15 protein-coding genes and 1 tRNA gene are annotated in these 21,379 nt (G+C 35.2%); 9 read left to right on the top strand and 7 right to left on the bottom strand.

All coding sequences use genetic code 11. The features are described 5' to 3' along the window. The first annotated feature begins 141 nt into the window (after positions 1–141). A tRNA-Asn gene (locus tag BST91_RS10595) sits at positions 142–215 on the top strand. A gap of 152 nt (positions 216–367) precedes the next feature. On the opposite strand, the gene BST91_RS10590 is transcribed toward BST91_RS10595, so the two are convergent. Continuing rightward, on the bottom strand, positions 368–1,096 hold the full coding sequence (locus BST91_RS10590; RefSeq protein ID WP_244895612.1) for an HNH endonuclease: 729 nt from the start codon (positions 1,094–1,096) through the stop codon (positions 368–370). A 477-nt stretch (positions 1,097–1,573) separates the two neighbouring features. Here BST91_RS10590 and BST91_RS10585 point away from each other — a divergent pair, with 477 nt between their 5' ends. From BST91_RS10585 to BST91_RS10565, 5 genes are read left to right on the top strand one after another with little or no spacing between them, the layout of a single operon-like run. After that, a complete protein-coding gene (locus BST91_RS10585; protein WP_085775362.1) occupies positions 1,574–2,959 on the top strand; it encodes a PSP1 domain-containing protein in 1,386 nt (461 codons plus the stop codon). Further along, positions 2,959–3,456 (top strand): gliding motility lipoprotein GldH, encoded by a 498-nt coding sequence (locus BST91_RS10580; RefSeq protein WP_157546955.1) that lies wholly within the window; start codon positions 2,959–2,961, stop codon positions 3,454–3,456. Before BST91_RS10585 ends, BST91_RS10580 begins: the two co-directional genes overlap by 1 nt. Then, the gene (locus BST91_RS10575) at positions 3,443–5,776 is read left to right on the top strand and encodes a transglycosylase domain-containing protein (RefSeq protein ID WP_085775718.1); all 2,334 of its coding nucleotides are present in this window, start codon (positions 3,443–3,445) and stop codon (positions 5,774–5,776) included. The genes BST91_RS10580 and BST91_RS10575 overlap by 14 nt, the downstream gene beginning before the upstream one ends. A gap of 3 nt (positions 5,777–5,779) precedes the next feature. Further along, the gene (locus BST91_RS10570; RefSeq protein WP_060523608.1) at positions 5,780–6,490 is read left to right on the top strand and encodes a 3'-5' exonuclease; all 711 of its coding nucleotides are present in this window, start codon (positions 5,780–5,782) and stop codon (positions 6,488–6,490) included. Continuing rightward, complete coding sequence (locus BST91_RS10565; protein ID WP_085775361.1) at positions 6,468–8,165, top strand: ABC transporter ATP-binding protein; 1,698 nt, start codon at positions 6,468–6,470, stop codon at positions 8,163–8,165. Before BST91_RS10570 ends, BST91_RS10565 begins: the two co-directional genes overlap by 23 nt. Before the next feature lie 237 nt (positions 8,166–8,402). Here BST91_RS10565 and BST91_RS10560 read toward each other — a convergent pair whose 3' ends face one another. The 5 genes from BST91_RS10560 to BST91_RS10540 all read right to left on the bottom strand — a co-directional run bounded on the left by BST91_RS10560 (position 8,403) and on the right by BST91_RS10540 (position 17,880). Then, a complete protein-coding gene (locus BST91_RS10560; RefSeq protein WP_085775360.1) occupies positions 8,403–10,310 on the bottom strand; it encodes a CocE/NonD family hydrolase in 1,908 nt (635 codons plus the stop codon). 85 nt (positions 10,311–10,395) lie between these two features. Continuing rightward, the gene (locus tag BST91_RS10555; RefSeq protein ID WP_085775359.1) at positions 10,396–13,767 is read right to left on the bottom strand and encodes a T9SS type A sorting domain-containing protein; all 3,372 of its coding nucleotides are present in this window, start codon (positions 13,765–13,767) and stop codon (positions 10,396–10,398) included. 145 nt (positions 13,768–13,912) lie between these two features. Beyond that, positions 13,913–16,771 carry an alpha/beta hydrolase family protein gene (locus BST91_RS10550; protein ID WP_211280396.1) on the bottom strand — a complete coding sequence of 953 codons (2,859 nt, stop codon included), beginning with the start codon at positions 16,769–16,771 and terminating at the stop codon, positions 13,913–13,915. A 25-nt stretch (positions 16,772–16,796) separates the two neighbouring features. Beyond that, entirely contained in the window at positions 16,797–17,288 is a 492-nt protein-coding gene (locus tag BST91_RS10545) for a nuclear transport factor 2 family protein (protein WP_085775357.1), read from the bottom strand. Between the two features lie 142 nt (positions 17,289–17,430). Beyond that, positions 17,431–17,880 carry a hypothetical protein gene (locus tag BST91_RS10540; RefSeq protein WP_085775356.1) on the bottom strand — a complete coding sequence of 150 codons (450 nt, stop codon included), beginning with the start codon at positions 17,878–17,880 and terminating at the stop codon, positions 17,431–17,433. 87 nt (positions 17,881–17,967) lie between these two features. On the opposite strand from BST91_RS10540, the gene BST91_RS10535 reads away from it, so the two are divergent. After that, positions 17,968–18,918 carry a histone deacetylase family protein gene (locus tag BST91_RS10535; RefSeq protein WP_157546953.1) on the top strand — a complete coding sequence of 317 codons (951 nt, stop codon included), beginning with the start codon at positions 17,968–17,970 and terminating at the stop codon, positions 18,916–18,918. Here the strand turns inward: BST91_RS10535 and BST91_RS10530 are convergent. After that, positions 18,911–19,339 carry a hypothetical protein gene (locus BST91_RS10530; protein WP_042277085.1) on the bottom strand — a complete coding sequence of 143 codons (429 nt, stop codon included), beginning with the start codon at positions 19,337–19,339 and terminating at the stop codon, positions 18,911–18,913. The two genes, BST91_RS10535 and BST91_RS10530, sit on opposite strands and share 8 nt — an antisense overlap. 158 nt (positions 19,340–19,497) lie before the next feature. Here BST91_RS10530 and BST91_RS10525 point away from each other — a divergent pair, with 158 nt between their 5' ends. After that, positions 19,498–20,769, top strand: coding sequence for a cystathionine gamma-synthase family protein (locus tag BST91_RS10525; RefSeq protein ID WP_085775355.1), 1,272 nt, complete (start codon positions 19,498–19,500; stop codon positions 20,767–20,769). Positions 20,770–20,839: 70 nt separating this feature from the next. Beyond that, positions 20,840–21,379: a hypothetical protein gene (locus BST91_RS10520; RefSeq protein WP_060523617.1), complete on the top strand. Its 540-nt coding sequence runs from the start codon at positions 20,840–20,842 to the stop codon at positions 21,377–21,379.

Raw genomic sequence — 21,379 nt, 5'->3', positions numbered from 1 at the left:
TTGATATTCATATAATTTCATGTTGTTGCATTAAATAGAGCTTAAAATTTACTTGATTTTTTAGAAATTATTTTGGCAACAATTAAAAAAGGTTTTATATTTGCCATCGCTTAAGAAAACTTAAGTTTGTGTATATCACATTCCTCTTTAGCTCAGTTGGTTAGAGCATCTGACTGTTAATCAGAGGGTCCTTGGTTCGAGCCCAAGAAGAGGAGCCTAAATCCCGATCAGTAATGGTCGGGATTTTTTGTTTTATTCCCTTCTTCATTTGATTTTTAGTTTTGAGATGATTATTCTACGATAGAAATATCTACCGTCAGTTAAGATTAATTTATTTGATGTAAAGTAATATAGCGACTAGGATTGATTAAAATAGGAAAACTTCTTTTCTATGCCATTCCAAGGCTTCTAGGGATGGGTAGTGGCGTGGATCTTGTGGTAAAATTATGCTTTTACCATCCAATTCAGTTATCTCACTTGTTGATGAAGATTTATTAATGGAAGGGGAAACTCTAATAATATAATCTTGATTTATTGTAATTAAACCTCTATCAAAAGCTCGATGGATATTAGGACTTAAAGATATGCCGTTCTGAATTGTATCGTCTTGGCTAATACTGAATGGAATAATATGACATGCATCTATCATTTGAATATTATAATTTGTGTTTACTTTGAAACCAGTTATACAACAGGAGTAATTATAAATTTTAGGAATAGTTTTTTTGAATATTCCTCCTCGAATAAAAACTTCTTGTTCAAACGCATCATTATCCATTTCAGATTTTATTATTTCTAATTTAGATATATAGGAGGTTTTATTTTCTTTGAGAATCTCAGTTTCAATCTGAGTTTCATAAAAATTCGAAAACTGATTTTTTGTGTTTTTAAATTCTGGGAAATATTCCTCGATTATGAAATTAATAAAAACAGTTCTAACCTTGGGCTGTTGTAATAGGTCAAAAAGGGATTTGTCGATCTCGGCAAACGCTATTAGTTCCGATAGTCGATTGATGCTTTTTAAACTCTTTACTTTATTTAAAGTCTTCATCATCCCATTTCTTGGAATTAATCTATAGAAAGGCTCATTTTTCATATGGAAAAATGGAAGAGAAAAATTGTCTACATGACTTGTGGTTACAAATTTTTTAAAATTTGATTTAAACTCTAGAACTAAATCACTAGTTATTTCAATTCTATTATTTAGAATAAGGTTTTTTCTATTAGAGAAATGATAGACAATAGTAAAATTGGTTTATGCGGCGCTTTCCCTAACCCCTTATTAAAACCTCTTTTTAGGGATTTGAAATTTTTTAAATATTTGATAACCTCTTTATTCATGAATATAAAAATAAATGATTATGAAGAACTGAAATATCAATATCAAAATAATCGGAAATAAGATTTGACGACTTGCATATGTTTTTGAAGAGCGTGTAAGGGTTACTTTGATCTATTTATTCCCTTTTTCATTTGATTTCAGTTCTCACAACTTTCCCTATCTTTACCTTTAACAATAATGATTCCGCTTAGGGTAATAAACCGCTAGGCGTCAATATATAAGGATAAGTGAATGAGCTGTAGTAGTTGTGGATCTGGCGGTAGCGTGCCAGGTGGATGTAAAAATCACGGAACCTGTGGAACAGGTGGATGTAATAAATTAACCGTTTTTGATTGGCTTTCTAACATGGAGCTTCCTGATGGACAGGAAAGTTTTCCTTATGTAGAGGTTCGATTTAAAAACAGTCGTAAAGAATATTTTAAATACAATAACGACCTAAGTCTTAAGATAGGTGATCTAGTTGCCACACAAGCACAAAATGGTCACGATATTGGGATGGTAGCTCTAGCCGGAGAGCTAGTTAGGGTTCAAATGAAAAGGAAGCGAGTAAAGTTTCAAGATGAAGCTTTTCCTCAAATTTATCGCATTGCCAATGAAAGAGATGTTGAGAAATGGCAAAATGCCCGCGATAGAGAAGAACCTATGAAAGTAAGAGCTCGCCAAATCGCCATCGAACTCAAACTTAAAATGAAAATTTCTGACATTGAGTTTCAAGGAGATGGTTCCAAAGCTACTTTCTATTACACGGCCGATGAGCGTGTAGATTTCAGGGAGCTTATTAAGCAATATGCATCTGAGTTTAAAACACGTATAGAAATGCGCCAGATTGGACTTAGACAAGAAGCTGCCAGATTAGGTGGTATAGGTTCTTGCGGTCGTGAATTATGTTGTAGCACTTGGCTTACCGATTTTAGATCGGTTACAACTGGTGCTGCGCGTTATCAAAACCTCTCTCTCAATCCGCAAAAACTCGCTGGTCAATGTGGAAAATTAAAATGCTGTTTAAATTACGAGTTAGATTCTTATCTAGATGCATTAAGTTCATTTCCTAAACAAAATCAAAAGCTATATACTCATAAAGGAACTGCCGTTTGTCAAAAGGTAGATATTTTTAAAGGTATAATGTGGTATTGTTATGAAGGCGAATGGATGAACTGGCATGTGTTGACTACTGATCAGGTTCACCAAATAGTTGCTGTAAATAAATCAGGAAATAAAGTTTCTAGCATAGAGGAGTACGCAAGTGAATTGATTATAGAAGAAGAAGCTTCATTTGAAAATGTAGTTGGACAGGATAGCCTTACTAGGTTTGACAAGCCAAAATCAAAACGTAACAAGCGTAAAAACAGAAGAAAACCGGCCTCTAATAAAAAGGAAACAGTAGCTGCTGTTAGTGAAACACCAGCAAAAAAAAGGACTCAAAATAACAGAAACAAGAATAAACAACGTTCTAACACTAACAGAAACGCAAAAAGCAGCAATAACAAAAACCCAAATCAGAACAATAACGCTAGTAACCAGAAAAAAACGGGAACAAAAGGGAAGCCTCAAAATAAAAGACGTAACAATCGTCCAAAAGGTAACAGTAACAACAAGCCTAAAGACTCTTCAAATTAGTGAAAAAGATAATTTATATATGCACACTCCTTGTGGTTCTTATAAGCTGTGATGATTATTTAGTTTCTTCGCAAACTGTTTCATTGGAAAACGCAAAATGGAATATTAATCAGGCACCAGTTTTTAAAGTGTCTCCACCAGACACAATAAATACTTATGACCTCTTTATAAACCTGCGAAATAATCACGAGTACGCTTTTAGTAACCTCTTTTTAATCTCAGAAATTAAATTTCCTCAAGGTAGGACTTTTGTTGATACCTTAGAGTTTGATATGACCGATAATTACGGTCGTTATTTGGGTAGAGAACGAGGTGATTTATATGAAAACAAATTATGGTTAAGAGAAGGAATACGCTTTCGCGAAAGCGGAACCTACCATCTAACCTTAAGACACGTAATGCGTAAGACAGGTGAAATAACACCAGTACAAAATTTAAACGGTATTGTAGACCTAGGTTACAGTATTGAAAAACCTAAAAATTATGGCAAAGACTAAAGCACAAAAAGTACAAGATAAAGAAGCCGTAAGTAAAAACGTAAAATTATTTTGGAAACTAGTTTTCACGGGTATCGGGCTTGTAGTACTGTTATTCCTCCTAGCAGCATGGGGAATTTTTGGAGCCTTACCTGATCACACGGTATTAGAAAATCCTCAAACAGACCTAGCTACAGAGATCATTACTGCCGATGGTAAAACACTGGGAAAGTTTTACAATCCCGGGAATAATAGGACACCTGTAACTTATGATGAATTACCACAAAACCTCGTTGATGCATTAGTATCAACTGAAGACGAACGATTTTGGGATCACAGCGGTATTGATGGCTATGGAACAGCTAGAGCATTTGCTTATTTAGGAAGTAAAGGTGGTGCAAGTACCATTACCCAGCAGTTGGCAAAACTTTATTTTACTGTCGAGCCCAGAGCAAACAAATTTGAAAGAGGAATTCAAAAAATTAGAGAGTGGATTATTGCTACTCGATTGGAAAAACAGTACACCAAAGAAGAAATTATAGTTCAATATCTTAATCAGTTTGATTTTCTTAAAGGAGCCATAGGTATACGATCGGCAGCTCGTATTTACTTTGGAAAAGAGCCAAAAGACCTCAAGGTTGAGGAAAGCGCTGTGCTAGTTGCAATGCTTAAAAACCCAAGACAATATAATCCACAAAGAGAAATATCAAAAAAGAAGTCTTTTAATAGACGTAATCAGGTATTTTTTCAAATGGTACGCAATGGTAAAATGACTGAAGAATTGAAGGATAGTTTGCGTGAACAACCTATTGTCCTAGATTTTAAACCAGAAGGCCATGATGATGGTCTTGCTACCTACTTTAGAGAATACCTAAGAGATTGGTTGAAAGAATGGGCAAAGGATCACGTGAATCCAGATACAGGAAAGAATTACAATATTTACAATGATGGGCTGCGTGTAAATGTTACCATCGATTACAGAATGCAAGAAATTGCAGAACAAGCCTTACAAGATCACATGAAAAACTTGCAGGCCGAATTTGATAAACAAAATATCAAAAACAAAACTGCACCTTTTAGAGATTTAACCAAAAAGGAAACCGAAAACATAATAAAAGCCGCTATGCGCAGATCTGAAAGATGGCGTATCATGAAAGCTGCAGGTAAATCTGAAAAGGAAATTTACGCCAGCTTTGAGAAAAAGACAGACATGACAGTTTTTACGTGGAAAGGTGAAGTAGATACATTAATGACGCCTAGAGACAGTATTGTTCACTATAAAAAATATCTGAGAGCAGGATTAATGTCTATGAATCCACAAAGTGGACACGTGAAAGCATGGGTAGGAGGAATAAACCATAAACATTTCAAATACGATCATGTAGAACAGGGAAAAAGACAAGCAGGATCTACCTTTAAACCTTTCTTATATTCTACTGCTGTAGACTTGTTGCACTACTCACCATGTAAAGAATTACCAGATGGTGAGTATACGATACCAGCAGGAAAATGGGGTAACTTGAAAGACTGGACTCCTAAAGATTCTGGTGGTGATTACGGTAATATTCTAACCTTAAAGGAAGCTTTGGCAAAATCAAAGAATACAATATCGGCTAGATTAATTGACGAGGTAGGTCCTCAACCTGTTATCGATAGGGCTTCTCAATTAGGAATTAATACCGATAAAATGGATGCTGTTCCATCTCTTGCTTTGGGTACACCTGATGTTAATTTGTTTGAAATGACAGGAGCTTATAGTGTTTTCGCTAATGGTGGTATTTACAACAAGCCAGTTCTCGTTACTAGTGTTGAAGATAAAAATGGTACAATCCTTTATCAATATGTGCCTGATTCTAAAGATGTGATGAATGAGGAAACGGCCTATGTTACCGTTGACCTAATGCGAGGTGTGGTAAACTACGGTAGTGGTAGTAGATTAAAGGACAGCTGGAGAAAATCTCAATATATTTATAAGAATGTCATCACTGGATATCCTTATGAATTAAAGAATGACATAGCAGGTAAAACAGGAACAACACAAAACAATTCCGACGGTTGGTTTATGGGAATGGTTCCTGATTTAGTTACTGGAGTATGGGTAGGAGGCGAGGATAGATCGGTCCATTTTAACTCTACAAAATACGGTCAAGGTGCTACAATGGCGTTACCTATTTGGGGTCTTTACATGAAAAATCTTTATAACGAAGAATCTCTGGACATATCAAAAGAGAAATTCAAAAAACCAGATAACCTATCCATTGAAACCGACTGTGAAGAATATAAAGCTCAACAATCTGGAGGATTAGATGAAGAAGATGACAGCGATGAATTAGAAATTTAAAGTATGATTCATAAAATTGACATGCACCATATTTTGTTTCTGGATATTGAAACTGTTCCTCAATATGCAAGTTTTGAAGAACTAGATGAAGCAGATCAAGAGTTATATTCTGATAAAACAAAATACCAGCGTAAAGAAGATTTTACGCCGCAAGAATTTTATGAGCGTGCTGGCATTTGGGCAGAGTTTGGTAAAATTGTATGTATATCAGTAGGGTATTTTGCTTATACAAGCGACACACAATTTAGAACCAAAAGTTTTGTGGGTGATGAACGCGACATTTTAATAGAGTTTTCTCAATTATTAAAAGAACATTTTTCTTCTAGACAGCACCTATTATGTGCCCATAACGGTAAGGAATTTGACTTTCCTTATATTGCTAGGAGAATGATCATTCTAGGGATGGATTTACCAGAAAAACTAAACTTATTTGGTAAGAAGCCATGGGAAGTACCTCATCTTGATACCATGGAGTTGTGGAAATTTGGGGATTATAAACATTTTACTAGTCTTAAGTTGTTAACTAGGGTTTTGGGTATTCCATCACCTAAAGATGATATCAGCGGCGACCAGGTACGAGATGTATATTACAAGGAAAATGACATCAAGCGTATTTCAGATTATTGTGAAAAGGATGTAGTCGCAATAGCTCAGATATTTCTAAAATTACGTAACCAACCTATCTTGTCGGATGACCAAATTATCTCAAAATAATACACTGGTCACTTGTGAAAATTTAAATGTAAGCTTCAGCACAGGTAAAAACTCTACACAGGTTCTTCATGATGTTTCTTTTGAAATATTATCTAATGAATTTGTCGCAGTTGTTGGAGAATCAGGTAGTGGTAAGTCGGTAATGAGTAAAGCTTTAATGGGCTTGTTGCCTATTGAGAACTCTGTAATTACCGCTAGTCAGTTGGTTATTAATAATAAGGAAGTTTTGCATTTCTCTTCTGGTGATTGGTCACGCTTTCGCGGAAGCGTAATAAGCATGATTTTTCAAGAACCTATGAGCGCACTTAATCCTACTATTACATGTGGGAAACAAGTAGCTGAAATTTTAAAGCAACACACTGATCTTAATAATGCCCAAATAAAGGATAAAGTAATTTCCTTATTCCAAAAAGTCCACTTGCCACATCCAGAGTCTTTGTATCATAAATATCCTCATGAAATAAGTGGTGGACAAATGCAACGCATTATGATTGCAATGGCTGTTGCTTGCAATCCCATTTTATTAATAGCCGATGAACCTACAACAGCTCTTGATGTTACTGTTCAAAAGGAAATTATCAAATTACTAAAGGATATACAGCAAGAGTTTAACATGAGTGTTTTATTCATTTCACATGATCTATCTCTTGTAAGATCTATTGCTGATAAGGTAATGGTGATGTATCAAGGTCACATTGTTGAGAAAGGTACAGTTCAATCGATCTTTAATGAGCCAAAGGAACGATACACAAAGGCATTATTAGCCGCGAGACCTGATCTCAATGAACGTGTTGAGGTTTTACCTACAATATCTGATTTTTTAGATAATAATTATTCAAAGAAACTTGTTGATGCTGTACAAAGAGAGCGCTCACTTAAAACCATGTATACACAAGAACCTTTAATTCAAATCAAGGATTTGAAAAAAGTATATGAGGTAAAAAACGGCTGGTTTAATAAATCTAACGCTTTTACTGCTGTCAATGGAGTGAGTTTTGATATTTTTCCCGGTGAAAGTTTGGGATTGGTAGGAGAGAGTGGTTGTGGTAAAAGCACCTTAGGCAATATCATTCTAGGATTAAAAGAAGCTACCTCGGGTAGTGTTTTGTATAAAGGAACGCAGGTTGTAGGACAATCTCAAATATCATTGAGAAAGATGCGTCGTCAAATGCAAATTATATTTCAAGATCCTTTTGCTAGTTTAAATCCTAGATTGACTGTAGGTTCTGCCATTTTAGAACCTATGAGTTGGTACAGGATAGGTAGTTCTAATAAGGAGAGAGAATTAATGGTTAAAGAACTGCTGGTTAAAGTAGGTCTTAAAGAAGAGCATTATTATCGATATCCACACGAATTTAGCGGTGGTCAACGTCAACGTATAGGTATCGCTAGGACGATAGCCTTACGACCAGAATTTATAGTGTGTGATGAAAGTGTGAGCGCCTTAGATATTTCAGTACAGGCACAGGTTTTAAATCTATTGAACACACTTAAGCAAGAATTTGGTTTTAGTTACCTATTCATTTCTCATGATCTGGCAGTAGTGAAGCATTTTTGTGATCGTATTGTTGTTATGAATAAAGGAAAAATTGAAGAAATTCAAGAATCAGAACAGCTGTATAAAAATCCTCAAAAAGCGTACACTAAAAAGTTGATTCAAGCTATTCCAAAATAAAAAGCCCAGCTTTAGGGAAAGCTAGGCTTATTACGTTTGTTAGTTAAGATAATCAAAATGTAAAAAATGTCTTCGTAATTAGTTTAAAAACTCCTTTTGCTAATAAATACGTGCGTATCAATGCGTTAGGTTTTTTAAGGGGATAATTAGTTGCCATTTTTAAATCTTGATACTGCTAATATCTAAAAAAAATCTTAATAAACAAGACAATGTGGTAAAATTGTCGTTTAAAGTTTATTACATCTTTGTTTGAGGTAACTTTTGTTCAATACCATCATTTTCTCCAATTTCAACTGTACTTGAGCCTTTTATAATTATTGTACCTGTAGTGAAATCTTCTTGTTTTGCTTCAAAAATATTCTCAACATACTTTTGTGGATTGCGATCGATGTAAGGGAACCAAGTGCTGTGTATTTGTATCATAACGCGGTGACCTTTTTTAAATGTGTGTAAAATATCTTGTAAAGGAAAGTTTACCTCTTCCTCTTGACCTTCTTTAAATGCTTCTGGTTGTGCAAAATTATTTCTAAATCTTCCTCTAAATGTCTCAGCTCTTACCAGTTGTTGATATCCTGCAAGTGAGATATGATCAGGAGTGTGTTCTCCATTTTCCATGTTAGTAGGGTAAACATCGATTAGTTTAACAATAAAATCGGCATCATTAATTCCTTTAAGAATAACATCCAATTTGGCAAGGATTTCTCCACTCAAGGTTAAATCCTCGTCTAGAATGTCAGTTTTGAAAGTAAGAACATCTGGTCTAAAACTAGCATGACGTTGATCATCTGTCATATAAGCCCTAGGAGTAAATGTAACGGGTTTAATCTCACTTCTGAATGGGACAGGCTTGTTAGGATCACTTATGTAGGAAAATTGAGCTTGCGAAGTGCTTTTAGGGTTGATCACCAATTTGCCATTTTCCTGAAAACCTAAAGTGATTTTTCCATCTCTTGGTGGCCATTGCGCAAATTGTTTCCATTCCTTTTTACCAGTGTCAAACATGTAAGCTTCTGGCAAATTAGGGTTTGACTTACCTTTTAAATGATAATCAAAAAATGGTTTCTCGATGTTTTTTTGGTAAAAGTCAGAAATACTATCACCGAAGTGAATGTGATTAACCATTTGTTTACCACGCTCTCTAGACCAGTCACCATGGCTCCATGGTCCCATTACAATCATGTTGTTAGGATTGTTAGGGTTGCGCTGTTCTACGTTCTTATATATATTGAGTGGACCGTATAAATCCTCGGCATCAAACCATCCACCAACTGTCATTACAGCATGATCGACGTTATCTAAATGATTTATAATGGCTCTTTTTTGCCAGAATTCGTCATAGTTAGGATGTGTGGCCACATCATTCCAAAAGAAGTTATCTGGATATATACTATCAGTTACCGTTGAAAGCGGTCCTATATTCATATTAAAGGTGTATGAATCGTTCATTCCACCTCTTTCCCTCAGTTTATTCCATTTATCATTGTACCAGCTTTGAGTAGTTGGTTCTTCAGTTTGATGTCCAAATACGGGATAAGCCATTAAATAAGATTGTAATGTTGCTCCCATATGATGAAAATCGTCAAAGAAGAAATCTCCAATAGGTGCTTGTGGTGAGCTAGCTACAAGAGCTGGGTGAGCTTCTGGTAGGGCAGCTGCGGTATAAAAACCTGGATATGAAATTCCCCATTGCCCGACTTTACCATTATGGTTTTTAAGATTTTTAAGTAACCATTCTATTGTGTCATACGTATCAGAGCTTTCATCTATGTCATTTTTATTCTTAGGGTCATTTCCTGGTACATGTGGTCGCATGTTGTCAAATTCTCCTTCACTCATCCATCTTCCTCTTACGTCTTGATACACAAAAATGTAGCCTTCCTTCATCATATATGGGTTAGGTCCTAGACTGCGTTTGTATTTACCTTCTTCGTACGGTCTTACACTATAACAAGTACGTTGCATCATGATTGGGTAATCTTGACTGGTGTCTTTTGGACTATAAACTACAGTATATAGTTTCACACCATCACGCATCGGGATTTGGTAGGTAGTTTTGTCGTAATTTTCTTTTACGTAGTTTTCTTGACAGCTCGCTTCCGCGAAAGCGAAAAATCCTATAATCAAGAATAGAAAAAAGTTTCTCATGGTTAAATTTTTGCCCTAAGATAATAACAAAAAAGCATCTCGTTGAAGAGATGCTTTTTTAATTGATAATCCAAGTTTGAGAAAATTATTCTATTAAAAGTTTTTGAGTGATAACACTGTCTTTTGTAGCTATTTTTATCAAATACAACCCTTGACTCACGTTATTCAAATCAATTTTATGATCGGTTCCTGTGTTGTTGAATTGTGATTGAATAAGTTTACCGCTGAGGTCATAAATAGAATAATCAAAAGATTGCTCATTATTCCATCTTAAATTGAAAGCTCCTTTGCTAGGATTAGGATAAATCGTAAAAGCATTTTCAAGAGTATTGTTTTCATTTGATAATGTTCCTGTTACCACAAAATTATCAATTACGGCACCTTCTTCTGTTTCAAATTGGTCAGAATGGTAAACAAATCTAAATATAATGCTGTTTTCATTGCTTAGGGCTGCAAGATTGTAGCTGTATGTTGAAAGCGTTGTTGAAAAACCAGTCCATTGTGCTCCTACACAATTAAAGCAATTTTGACCATTAGGTGATCTACTGCTGTTGTACCAGTTAGGATCACTTGCTGTTCCTAGTACAGACCAGCTTATTCCTCCATCTACTGAATATTGCATGTATAATAAATCCCAGTTTAATTCAATAGAAAAAGCCATATCAAATTGAACTACCGGATTTCTCATTGACGTTAAATCATAACAACCGCTATATAAATAAGCAATAGTATTGTTTCCATGATCTCCATCTAAGTTAGTTGCATACACGTTTGAATCGTTTCCTGGACCAGCGTTATTTAATACGCTTCCTGCAGGCACACCACGTTCCCATAAAGGGCTAGACCCATCGGCATTTTCTGTTAAGAAGTCCCTGCTAGCAAAGGAATATATATCATTTCCTACCGAGTTTTGATTTCTTATAATATTTAGGTTATAGTTGTTATTACCTGGAAATTGATCATTGGGTGCAACAATCTGTATATTTAATTCATTGTCACCAATGGTAAAAGGTATTCCTGAAAGAGTAAACGTAGAACTGCTACCTGCTGGAATATTTGTATTTAGCGTTTGTGAAACTACAGCTCCATTGTTTATAGTATAATTGATGTCTAGTGTTGATATAATATTCTGACCATTGTTTCTCACGGTTACATCTACATCATCACTACTACAGCTTATAGTACTGCCACTTAATAAGGCCGCATTTTGTATACTAGCGTCGTCTTGTGCTTGAACAACGGTAACTGCAGTTTGCCATATTCCTCTACCATAGGTTGCCGCAGTCAGTGTATTATCAACTGCATTAATCTCTAGATCTCTTATATTGGAATTAGGTAAATTATTCATGAATGGTTCCCACTGGTTGCTTGAATTGGTAAGTCTATAAATACCTACAGTACAACCTACGTACAACGCGTCATTAGCGCTTAAAGGTTGGTGAGCTAGTGTGTTTTTACCTAGGAAAGGTAAGTTTGCTGTAATGTTAGTAAAACTTACACCTAGATTGGTGCTCTTCAAAACTCTACCATTAATTCCACTAGTGGTAATATAAACAACATTACTATCAGTATTACTCACTTCAATAGCTTGGATGTTACTGGAATCGGTATAGACAAGGTTAAAGGTTGATCCAGCATCGTCACTACGAAACAGTCTAGTATTTACACCTACATATATTCTATTATTGTTTGATGGATCAATTTCTATCACATCTATTTTGCTACCAAAGGAAGATGAAACAGGAGTAAAACCACTTGAAGGATCCACAGTGTATAACCTGCTGTATCCTGCATAAATAGTTCCATCACTAGCAGTTTTTAATGGTGTAATCCAATTACCACCTTCTGGGCCACCAATGGATCCAGCATTAGAAATTCCATTAGTTGTAAAATACAATCCGCCACCGTTTTGAGTAAACCCATATCTTATATTGGGGTTTTGAGGATTAATTCCGGTGTCCATTCCATCGGCACCATAGTAATTGCTCCACGCATTATTTGTTCTTGTAAAACCTCCGTTATCTTGTAATCCACCGATCATATCGGCACTGTTAGCTGGACTTACTGCAATCCTATAAAATTGGCTTATTTGAGCACTACCAGTCAAATCAGTGAAGGTTACTGCTGTATCAGTAGATTTATAGATACCACCATCAGAACAAACAAATAGTTCGTTTCCAAATTGACGTATTTGATGAATATCAGCATGAGTGTAAGCAGCTCCTGTTGGGTTGTTCCAATCATTGATTTTAAAAAATGAAGAACCACCTGTTGTTGATTTCCAAACATTTAAACAGCCAGTGTATATAGAATTAGGATCAGTTTCTGAAACCTCAAGAGCAAGATCAAACCAGGCTTGTGAACTTTCTAAAATATCAGTTGAGCCATTATCACGTCTTGTGAATGATGAACCTCCATTGGTTGATCTATAAATACCACCAAAACTCATATCTCCTTGTGCATATAGTAAGTATACATAGTTGCTATTTGCAGGTGTAACACCGATAACTATACGACCTACGTTATTAGGCAATGGAAGACCAGCAGTAACCGAAGTGAAAGTTACCCCATTATCAGTCGATCTGTAAAAAGACTCATCTGTAGCTAGGTAAATTATATTAGAATCGGCATGATTTAATTTTATATCCTTTACATTACCTTGAAAAGTTCTCACTACTGTTTGTCCACCATTTGTAGACCTGTAAAATCCATTATTTGCAGAAATAAATAGCTTATTAGAGTCATTAGGATCTACATAAATTTCTGAAATGTTTCTAGAGTTACCAGCAAAAACAAGTCCAGTAGGATTAAAGGTCAATCCGCCATCAGTAGATTTAAGCATTCCTATACTCGGACTATCACCAGCATCGTCATCACCTGTTCCTATGTAAATAATATTAGAATTATTAGGGTCTATTTCAATAGCACTTACACCTATACGTCCTATGAAGTCCGATAATGGTGTCCAATTTATACCAGCGTCAGTAGATTTCCATATTCCACCATTTGGAGCTCCTATGTAATAGGTGCTAGGATTGTTAGGGTCAACTTTTATGGTATTTACTCTACCTTGTCCAGCAGACCAAGAACCTGTATTAGTATAATTAAATGGTCCAGCAGGAACCCAATTGGATTCATCCATCATGGTTGATTTTGCCACCGATATTGCATTTAATTGATCCATTATTTCCTTGCTTGATTGCAAGGTCCCATCAGGTTTAACAAATGCTTCCATTTGATTGAGCCATCTCATATATGGTTTATAACCACTACCTTTTTTGTTTTTGTCATGTGTTTGCCAGTAGGCATCTCCAGCGAGTTTGATATCTTTTAAAGTAATGGAACCATCTTTCTTATGTAGTTGTAGTTCCTTCATCCATGGAGCATCACTACCTAATTGAGAAAAGGCCATCGTGCTGCAAAACAACATGATGAAAAGGATAATAAATTTTTTCATTAAACTTTAATATTTTTTTAAGGGATAGCAAAATAGTGATGGAATATCAAAAAAGTATCACATTATACATTAAAAATGCATTTTATCGAGTGATATTAATCTTTTGACGAACTTTAACTCTATTACTCGATCAAATGTATAGACATTATTCGTTATTTAATTCGTAGCCTAGTTGCTTGCCTTTCTTTAAACGGGATAATCCTTTAGTCATCCATTCAGGAGCTGGTTCATTTTTAAGATAATGATCAAAAAACTGCATCATTCTTACAGATAAATCACGGCGATTCTTTGTTTTTCTGAGGTTGTGAGCTTCTTGATTATATACAAGTAACCAGGCTGGCTTATTCAACCTTCTCATGGCCATAAACATTTCAATACCTTGGTAATATGGAACGGCACCATCTTCATCATTATGCATCATTAATAAAGGTGTTTCAATTTTAGGTACACTAAATAATGGCGAGTTCTCTACATATAAGTCAAATCCATCCCACAAATTTTTTCCTAATCTGGACTGCGTGCGTTCATATTGGAAAGCACGACTCAGTCCGCTGCCCCATCTTATTCCTCCATAAGCACTTGTCATATTTGATACGGGAGCACCTGCCATAGCAGCAGCGTATTTATTGGTTTTAGTCACTAAATAGGCTGTTTGATATCCACCCCAACTTTGACCTTGAAGTGCCATGGCTTTTGAATCTACATAACCCGTTTTCTCTAAAGCTTCAGTACCGGAAACTATACAGTTATAGGCACTTTGTCCAGGATAACCATCCTTGTAAACAATGTCTGGAACAAAAACTAGGTAGTCATTACTCACCAAATAGCTGAAATTTACAGTACTTGCACTAGGTTGAGGAGATCGATAACTGTGTAAACGATCTGAGTATTTCTCATAGAAATAAACAATTAAAGGATACTTCTTGTTTGGGTCAAAATCTTCAGGTTTATATAATAATCCTTCTAATGGAGTTCCATCATAGGCGTTCCAAGTAAATAATTCCACAGTACCCCATTTAAAATCTGATTGTTGTGGATTTAGATTGGATATCTTTTCACTTTTTCCATCTATGAAAACGTAGTAGTCTGGGTATGTTTTGAAATTGCCTTTTGTGTAAAGTAAGGCGTTGGTGTTTTTCGCTTTCGCGAAAGCGTTAATGGCATAATCACTTTCTTCCAATAAGGGTTGTAAATTATTATTACCTAGTAATGAAATGGAGCTTTCTTTAGTCTTGTGATCAAAAACAGAAACTAAAAATTTACCATCTATAAGAGTAACATGATTGACCTTGTCTCTATCCATTCGATTAAGTCGATATGTTATTTTTTTCTCGCGACCATCGGGTGTAATTTTTATGGGTTGTTGCCTACCAGTTGGATCCAATTTCCAGATATCGTACTTATCATAAACATAGAAGTTACCATCTTTATCAAATCCTCCATAACCATTTGAAGCAACTGGAGCAGGATGGTCGTCATCTTCATTACTAAATTTCACTTTCAAGAATTTAGTTAGGTTGCGCCCGATGTTAGTTTCTAGATTTATACTATGCCAGTCCTCTGTATCATAATTATAATAGACAACATGATTAGATGCTGGGTTTAAGATGGGTCTGCTTCCTGAGTTTGCTAAAGTTTGAGCAAACCTACCAGTTTGTATGTCAAGTAAGTAATAGTCGCTGCGCCATGGGTATTCCCATGATCTTTCAATATCATATTTGGTGTTATCTGCGAATAACGCATATCTCGAATTAAGATCTCGATCCATTATAGGATCACTCCATTCATAATTGTTGAACGGGATGAATCTATTGTCTTCTGTATTAAAAACGGTAGTAGCGCTTTTGTTTTTTAAAGAAGAGAATCTAACTTTTTGTTCTGGTTGGGTTAATCGATCCTTGTAGGTCCATACGTCAACATCAGGCAATTCTTCTTTCAATAGAGTTGTGTCTATTGTGTATTCAATTTTAGGCTGACTGTAAAAGAAAAGTCTTGTTCCGTCTTCAGAAAATCTGGCCCTTTTTGAAGTTAAACGCCAATCTTCTTTAATGGTGTTACTGCCATAACCCAATTGTTGAGTAGTTGCAAGACTGTTTTTTTGATAAAATAGTTCATAATGAAGCGAGTCTTTGTGTGCGCTATCCATGGCAACATGGTAGGCTATTTGTTCACCTTTTTCATCGATACTTAAATTAGAATATCTCCATGCGCTTTGTAATAATGTATCTACCTTTTTGGTATCACCATTCCACAAATAAACTCCGTTATCTTTCTCTTTTTTGGACTGCTTTACTGAAAAAATGAAATTGCTACTTTTCTTTGATAAGGTGTAATCTTTAATATTAGAAATAGTATCTCTTCTTTTTGTGCTAGGTTGATATATTATCAAATAATCTTCTTTTTCATACGGTGGTAAACTAGGAGTAACCGCTGGTAAAACACCTTCTTTTTTTTCACGTCGCAACCTGCGTCTTTTTTCTCGCTTAGACTCATTTTCAGGCGTAGCAGGCTTGGTCTCTTCTTTCTTTTCGGGTTTTAAGTCTTTGTAGTGCTCTATGATTACAAAATCTTCTACATCCTTAACCGTATTGAATTTATTAACTCTGGTGACAGAATCAATTATTCTACCAGTAGCAACCTCGTAAACCATGAAGACGTTTTTGGACTGCTCATTTTTTTTAACCTTATCTTTTTTCTCTTTTCTAGTTATATCGTAAGCTGGTTTTTTTAGGAAGAAAACAAATTTCTCATCTTTTGAAATCACAGGTGACACACCATTAAAAAATTGCTTGCTTGTGTTGTCGTTTATATGATGAATTTGTAGATATCCGTCACCAGCACCGGTAGTTGTGACAGCACTATATACGATTATGTTACCGTTATTTGATATTTGAACATTGCGACCGCTTTTCCATAAATCATAATCGTTATGAGTGAGTGATTTCTTTTGAGCATGAACGGTAACGCCTACTAGCAATAGTAAGCACACAAAAATTGTTTTCATTTTCATTTGAGGTACTTTGATGGTATTAGTTTTTAAGTTTTGAGATATACTGTTGATCCCAATCTTTTTTAAGTTGAGTGAGAGATTTTACATTTTCATTAGGCACAGCTATAGAGAGAACATAATGTGCTATTTTGAGTTGATTGTTTTCTAAAAACAATACACCGCTGCCTCTACAAATACCCATTTGAGTTTCTAATAACTCGTCAAAATAAGTGATGCCGTTCTTCGTATAAATATTACGTTCAAGCGGTGTAAAGGACCATGCTTTACCACGATCAAAATAAGGTTTTGAAAAAGCTTCAAATTCCGTCCTTGACCAGTTTTCTGTAGCGTCTGTACCTATAAAAACAGCATTTTGTGTCATTAATGAAAAGTAAGTCTCATAATCGGCCCTAGCAGCTGCATCATGCCAGTCGTCTAGTACTTGATTTACTTGTTTGTTTGATACATTTTTAATCGTTGCGCAGCTAGTCATAACCAGCCCCAAAACAAAATAAAGAATAGTTTTTTGCATGCCTAAAGATAATGACAAAACTACAAGTGTAATTCAGTCTAAAACATGTTGATTTTGAATGGTTTTTAGGAAATCTGTATTTTGAAAACAAATAGAGCTAGCAATTATTGCTAGCTCTATTAAAAATGTATGGTCTTTAAATCTATTTCTGTAATAGGATTTCAGCTTTTTCTATAGTTTGTAAAGTGAAATCCTTAAGTTCTTTGATTTCTTTTACTTCTTCTTCTAGAATGGGCATTTTTTTATTTAACTCTTTTGCTGTAGAAGGTGATGGTTCACCGTAAGGAAACTTAGAACTGTAATCTTCCATCCAAGTAAACATGTCATCATAAGCTTTTTGGAGATCCATTTGAACATTCTCAATTTCCATTGCCTGATCACCTTCTATTTTTTGAGCTTCTAGTTTCTTTTTTAAAGAAAGTAATCTTCCCATGTCTGGCATGATAACATCGTGTGCTTTAATAGCCTCTTTCATAAGTGAATCATAAGTTTCAATTCTTGATTCTAATTGAAGTTGCTCCTCATTCTTAGGTTCTTCTTTACATGAAAAAAGTAAAAGAGTAATTAGTAAAAGGCCTATAATATTTTTCATAACGCTAAATTTTTACAAAGATAAACTACAACAAAAGTTCATCCCTTTATTTTTGAATTTGATTTAATCCTGTAATTCACGAGATACTTGTTTCCTATAGCCTTTCATCCCATTTACAAGCACCCATTGCCAGATGGTCATAGATTTCCCATGATTAAATATGAGTTGTTACCGCAACAACTAATTCATGAAGGAGTAGCTACAGCTACTGATTTTTTTGAACCATCAAAGAAATGTAAAGTGGACGATGTGTTACGGGTTCATACAATTACGTATTACAATGATTTAATAACGCTAAATTTAGAACGTAGAGCAGCACGCAAGTTGGGATTTCCTCTAAGTGAAGAATTGGTTCATCGAGAATTACTTATAGCACAAGGAACTATTGAAGGTTGCTTGCATGCTATTAAAAATGGAGTTGCAATGAATATCGCAGGAGGAACACATCATGCCTACACAGATCATGGGGAAGCATTTTGTTTACTAAACGATCAAGCGATAGCTGCAAGGTATCTTCAGAATAAGGGTTATGCTCAAAAAATTCTTATAGTTGATCTAGATGTTCATCAAGGTAATGGTACGGCCCAAATTTTTAGGGAAGATGATAGTGTTTTTACTTTTTCCATGCATGGTGCCGGCAACTACCCTTTTAAAAAGGAAGAAAGCGATCTGGACATCGCCTTGCCCGATGGAACGGGTGATCGAGAATATTTGGAACTTCTACAAAAAACCTTACCCGATTTGATCAATACGGTAAAACCTGATTTTATTTTTTACCTCTGTGGTGTGGATGTGGTTGAGACCGATAAGTTAGGAAGACTTTCTTTGTCTCAAGAAGGTTGTAAAAAGCGCGATGAAATTGCTTTTTCTGCTTTCGCGAAAGCGGAATTATCAACTACAGCTATAAAAAAATTAGACAGGAACTTTGCCAAAATCCCTGTCCAGTGTAGTATGGGTGGTGGATATTCTCCTGAGATTAAACACATAGTAAACGCACATACGAATACGTTTAAAGTGGCAAAGGAATATCTTATCTAAGCCATCCTTTTTTACGAGAACTGCGAGCAAAAAGCCACAGAAAAATACCCATTAAAAGTATAAAAATCGTGAAACCTTGTTCTGCTCCTGTGATCACTTGAGTAATTCCAGATGTGAAAAAATAAATCGTACTTATCACGATTCCTACTAAGCCTATTACTGATAGAGGTACTGCGATTTTACTTTTAAATAATAACATTACACAAGCTAAGAAGCTTACAATGGTTGCAATACCATAATTGATCATGAACCACCAAGGCCTGTTTTCAACATATTCCATTACTTCATCGGTAAAGTCGGCATACATGATATCCGGTTTAAGGAGTTCTCCCATGAAGAATCCAACTCCTATTAAGTTCCATAATAAAAAGATGATTGCTAAAATCCAGAACCATAATTTAGGTTTTGCACTGTACGACATAATTGGTAAAGTTTTTTGGGTTGAGGTATAAAAATAAACAAAAGCCTTAAATCTTTGTTAACGTGTAAGAAAATATTTTCAAAAGCTATCATGGCACTATATCGTTATAGTTGAGAATTTTGTTACATTTAGCCACTATTTTTAAACAGCCTACAACCATGAATAAATCTATGAAACCAGAAAGTTTAATGATGTCATATGGCTACAAACCAGAACTTTCTGAAGGAGCTATAAAATGTCCCATTTTTCTTACTTCAACCTTTGTTTTCAAAAGCGCAGAAGAAGGTAAAGCCTATTTTGAATTGGCTTATGGAAAAAGAGAAAAGCTACCTGGTGAAGAAATGGGGCTTATTTACAGCCGTATAAATAATCCTGATCTTGAAATACTAGAAAATCGCTTGAGATTGTGGGATGGTGCCGATGATTGTGCAGTCTTTGAAAGTGGTATGAGTGCTATTTCAACTGTTTTATTAGAGTTTTTAAAACCAGGAGACCTATTAGTACATAGTTCACCAACTTATGGAGGAACAGATCATTTTATTAATCATTTCTTGCCAAAAATTGGTGTGCATACTTTAGGATTTACTTCCGAAATGAGTGAAGAAGATCTTGTAAAAGCGATTGAAGAAACAGGTCACGCATCGACTTTTGCCCACATGCATCTTGAAACTCCGGCAAATCCTACTAATTCATTGATTGATATAGAAATGTGTCGTAGAGTAGCCGATCGTTTTGTGACCGATGAGAAACCTGTTACTATTGCTGTGGATAATACCTATATGGGACCTTTATGGCAGCACCCATTAAAACATGGAGCAGATCTTGTAATGTATAGTGCTACTAAGTACATAGGCGGACACAGTGATTTAATTGCTGGTGCTGTTTTGGGTAATGCTGAAAATATGGTGAGAGTTAAAACCTTGCGTACCTTTTTAGGGAATATGGCCTCACCACATACTGGATGGATGTTGTTACGTAGTTTAGAAACACTTAAAATCCGGATGGAGGCAATGCAGGAAAATGCAATTAAAGTAGCAGAATTCCTTTCTCAACATGATAAAGTAGCAAGTATTAAGTATCTAGGACTGCTAGAGGAAGGAACGGAAAATCATCGTATTTACAAGCAACAATGTTCTGGTCCTGGTGCCATGGTAAGTTTTAAAATTAAAGGTGGTGAAAAAGAGGCTTTTAAATTTCTAAATTCCTTGCAGCTAGTAAAATTGGCTGTTTCCTTAGGTGGTACAGAGAGTCTTGCAGAACACCCAAAAACGATGACTCATGCTGGGGTAGATGAAGCGCATTTAGAAGCTATAGGTGTAACTGATGCATTAATTCGAATCTCTGTAGGTGTTGAAAATTATGAAGATCTTATTTGGGATATTGGTCAAGCTCTTGACCAGGTTACCATAAATGTTATTGAAACTGCTTAATTAAGTTTCATTTTGGCATCTATTTTGCCTTGTAATATGCGAACTTTGCAACTTGTATCGTTATCATATTATGAGGCATCTTTTTTTTACCCTTTTCATTACATTATTTACTACGTCGTTCATAACTGCTCAAGACACTAATTCTCAAGCACAATGTGAGTTAGATTTTCTAGATGATAAACTTACTTTTTTATCAGATGGGACGTTTCAAAATGAGCAAGTAGTAAAAGACGCTATAATCAAGCTAGAGCCATGTGGGATTGATGGATTTGATGCACAGTTCTTTGGGACTCTTAGAAATTTTTCAAAATTACTTTCTAAGATGACTGTAGGTGGTAAAAATGTTGAATCTCTTACTTATAAAGATTTGCTAGAAGAGCTTAAAAAGGTAAAGTCAACTACTGGTTATAAAAAAATTAGAGCCTTTTCAGAATTATCAGGTCAATTATCTACTCGTGTAGGTAATTACGAGAATTGGGAAAATGATAAGCAGTTGTTCATTGAATTAGGGTCCTCAAATCAAATAATGGATAAAGTTGAGGAATATCTTAAAAAGAACCGAAACAATACACTTACCTATAAAGAAATTTTAGAAAAATTACAGAAGTAG

The sequence above is a fragment of the Nonlabens tegetincola genome, from assembly GCF_002117085.1.
Classification (GTDB): Bacteria; Bacteroidota; Bacteroidia; order Flavobacteriales; family Flavobacteriaceae; genus Nonlabens; species Nonlabens tegetincola.
This window is presented reverse-complemented; position numbering and strand designations above follow the sequence as displayed.

Coding starts and splice junctions, on each gene's coding strand:
- BST91_RS10590 (WP_244895612.1), bottom strand. CDS start 1,096: ATGAAAAATGAGCCTTTCTATAGATTAATTCCAAGAAATGGGATGATG.
- BST91_RS10555 (WP_085775359.1), bottom strand. CDS start 13,767: ATGAAAAAATTTATTATCCTTTTCATCATGTTGTTTTGCAGCACGATG.
- BST91_RS10560 (WP_085775360.1), bottom strand. CDS start 10,310: ATGAGAAACTTTTTTCTATTCTTGATTATAGGATTTTTCGCTTTCGCG.
- BST91_RS10520 (WP_060523617.1), top strand. CDS start 20,840: ATGAGGCATCTTTTTTTTACCCTTTTCATTACATTATTTACTACGTCG.
- BST91_RS10525 (WP_085775355.1), top strand. CDS start 19,498: ATGAATAAATCTATGAAACCAGAAAGTTTAATGATGTCATATGGCTAC.
- BST91_RS10545 (WP_085775357.1), bottom strand. CDS start 17,288: ATGCAAAAAACTATTCTTTATTTTGTTTTGGGGCTGGTTATGACTAGC.
- BST91_RS10565 (WP_085775361.1), top strand. CDS start 6,468: ATGACCAAATTATCTCAAAATAATACACTGGTCACTTGTGAAAATTTA.
- BST91_RS10530 (WP_042277085.1), bottom strand. CDS start 19,339: ATGTCGTACAGTGCAAAACCTAAATTATGGTTCTGGATTTTAGCAATC.
- BST91_RS10570 (WP_060523608.1), top strand. CDS start 5,780: ATGATTCATAAAATTGACATGCACCATATTTTGTTTCTGGATATTGAA.
- BST91_RS10585 (WP_085775362.1), top strand. CDS start 1,574: ATGAGCTGTAGTAGTTGTGGATCTGGCGGTAGCGTGCCAGGTGGATGT.
- BST91_RS10540 (WP_085775356.1), bottom strand. CDS start 17,880: ATGAAAAATATTATAGGCCTTTTACTAATTACTCTTTTACTTTTTTCA.
- BST91_RS10575 (WP_085775718.1), top strand. CDS start 3,443: ATGGCAAAGACTAAAGCACAAAAAGTACAAGATAAAGAAGCCGTAAGT.
- BST91_RS10550 (WP_211280396.1), bottom strand. CDS start 16,771: ATGAAAACAATTTTTGTGTGCTTACTATTGCTAGTAGGCGTTACCGTT.